This window comes from bacterium, from assembly GCA_040755795.1.
GTDB lineage: Bacteria > UBA9089 > CG2-30-40-21 > CG2-30-40-21 > SBAY01 > JBFLXS01.
The window spans coordinates 1-2,735 of record JBFLXS010000487.1; the positions used below are offsets into that span (position 1 = coordinate 1).

General features: G+C 41.4%; 1 protein-coding gene. It reads right to left on the reverse strand.

The genetic code is table 11. The features are described 5' to 3' along the window. Positions 1-2,735, reverse strand: a 2,735-nt coding sequence (locus AB1414_18750; GenBank protein MEW6609453.1) for an NACHT domain-containing protein, incomplete at both ends; no start/stop codon positions are given.

Genomic DNA, 2,735 nt, shown 5'->3' on the forward strand with positions numbered 1-2,735 from the left:
TTGTAACTTCATCTGAATGCCCCTTGAAGGTGCGAACCTCCTGACCCGTCTCTTTATCCCAGAGCTTTAAGGTATTATCCCTTGAGGCAGAGAGGATGTATTTACCATCACCAGAAAATACGCCACTAAAAACTGCATCTGAATGCCCCTTGAAGGTGCGAACCTCCTGACCCGTCTCTTTATCCCAGAGCTTTAAGGTCTTATCCCTTGAGGCAGAGAGGATGTATTTACCATCACCAGAAAATACGCCACTTGTAACTGCAGATGAATGTCTAAGGTTAGGGGAGCCAAAGAAACCCACCAGTTCAGGTATTAAAGTAGCGTAGTAATTAAAGTGTTTATCATCAGCATCATATTCCTTTGAATCTAACTGAAGGATATTCTTGAGGCCTGTTGGGAGAACCTTTTCTTCTTTTCTGCGTAAGTTTCGCTTTTCTGTCTTCCAGTCCTCAATGAGGCGGAAATAGACCATCTGCTCCAATAAGGTATCCCTTGATGCGGCTAACTCAGGTTCTGCCTCAAATAAGGAATAATCCAGTTTAGAGAGTAATTCCCTATCTTCAAACCTGCTGGTGGCATTGAAGACGCTGGCATATTCCTTGAGCTTACCGAGGTCATTTTCTCCAAGATAATCAGTAAATCGTGTCAGGAATTTATCCTTGACTGCTTTAAAATCATTGATGAGAGATTGGTGGTTGCGGATAAGGATTTGGTTTCTATAATCATCAGTCTGGTCACGAATAAACCCCTCTGCCTCTATCAAAATACGAAGCCCCATTCCATCCCTCTGCAACTGCTTACTGACCTGGTCATCATTTTTCAGAGCAGAGATTGCCTTTTTTAGATTCTCAAATGATAAGGCAGAAAATAAGGGAAGAATCTCTAATGGGAATAATCCCTCATTAGTCATAAATTCATGAAAACGGTTTAAAAACTCATCTCCCGCTATTTTTGCCAGCCTTCTTGCGGCAAGAAATTCTAAGACAGAGAGATGGATAAAGGTATAGAAATTTGGTGCCTGAGTAATCCTAAGGAGGAAGTAACCTTCAACCAGATTCTTTAAGAGGTCATCAGCACTACTCCCAGCAGGTATAGTAGTGAGTTGCTTGAGGATGTTGAGGATGACATCTTCCTTAAACCGAGAGACAAAACCTTCCCGATAGCCCTGAACTGCATGCCAGACCACCTCCTCTAAGGCATTGATTAAGGATGATAGTTCCTCATCATTTTCAATTGCCCTGGGGTCAAGGGTGAGATTAAATACTTCATCAATAGATTTTTGAAAATCAGGGTTCTTCAACCTATCCCAGATTCTGAGGAGGATGAATAAGGTGATAAAATGGAGTATAATTGGTCTTCTGGCAAACTCACCTTTCTTTTTAAACCAGACCAGCACAAGGGTAGCTAATAGTGGAGTGTTGGCGATTAAGGCGACAACCTCTTGCTGGTCTACTGATGCCTGATTGAATTTTTGTAATAAGTTTTTCTTTCCTTCAAAGAACTTCCTGCCCAGGTCTTGAAATTGGTCAACAGCAAGGGGATTGACAGAGGCAAGAAGGACATCTTCAGAGATTTCAAAAAAGGTGTGGTCGCGAGCAGTCAGGTAGATATGGGATTCAGGTGTAGATTTAAACCATAACGCGACCTTGTTTAATATCTGTTTCTGCTGAGAGGTATTAGTCACCTCATCCAGGGCATCAAGGCAAAAGATTGCCTTTCCTTGAGTTGCCCATTTTCTAACTGTTTCTGCCATTTTAGCCAGAGTTTGCTTCTCTTGGGCAGTGAGCTCCTTGTAACTCCTGCCGGGATAGATAAAAGCAGAGGTGACCAGGTCAACCATAAACTTTTTTATATCTTTTGAAGCGTAAGGGTAATCCTGCTCCCATTGTTCGATATTGGGAATGGTGTGGCAGGGAATAAAGATGGGATATTTATCACTGTTAAATCCTTTAAAGCAGAAATACTTAAGTATAGTTGTCTTACCAACACCTGGTATCCCTTTGATAAAGAGGTGTGGATGACGCTCATAGATTTCATCACACTTCAGGAGATTTTTTTGTTCTGCTTTTTGAGCCTTCTGCCTGCCATACTTCTGAAAGTCGATGATATCCCATTCTTCTCTTCTTTCTTCTGATAGAACCGGGGTAGTTAATCTCAATTCTATGAACTGGTCTTCCATATTCAAGTCAGGATATAACCCGCCGAGTGTCTTTATCTTCTGGACATTCTGCTTTAGCTCATTCATCTTATCCAGGAGGAGTGTGGTGTCTGAAACAGAGAGTATATCTGGTGATAGCAAGACAGGCAGGATTAAAAGGTAGAGAGTAGTCATGGTATCCCTGGCTACAAATGGAGTAAATCCAAAGCCTTTTGATGTTATGTCTGCACTAAACTGCTTGTAGAAGTCTGGTGAAACAACCATCTGTCCAGCCGTGGCTTCTTTCTCCATATCTTTAAATAGAAAGTCAATTTCACCGCCTGAGATGTCTATAATTTGTTGGTGGGAGTTATATTCGGCTTTAAATGAGCAGAAATGTGCTGCCAGCCGAAACTTAATGACAAAACCGCGGTGGATAGTTTCTCTTTTAGGGCTTATTGGAAACTGTTCTAATGCCTCTTGATAGAAATGAACTGCCTCTATCGGGCCATTTCCAATAAATAAACCAGCATCACGAATGTCCTTTATCCAGGTAAAGTTATACTTTGATGAGATAGACTTAATCTTTGTAAGAAAT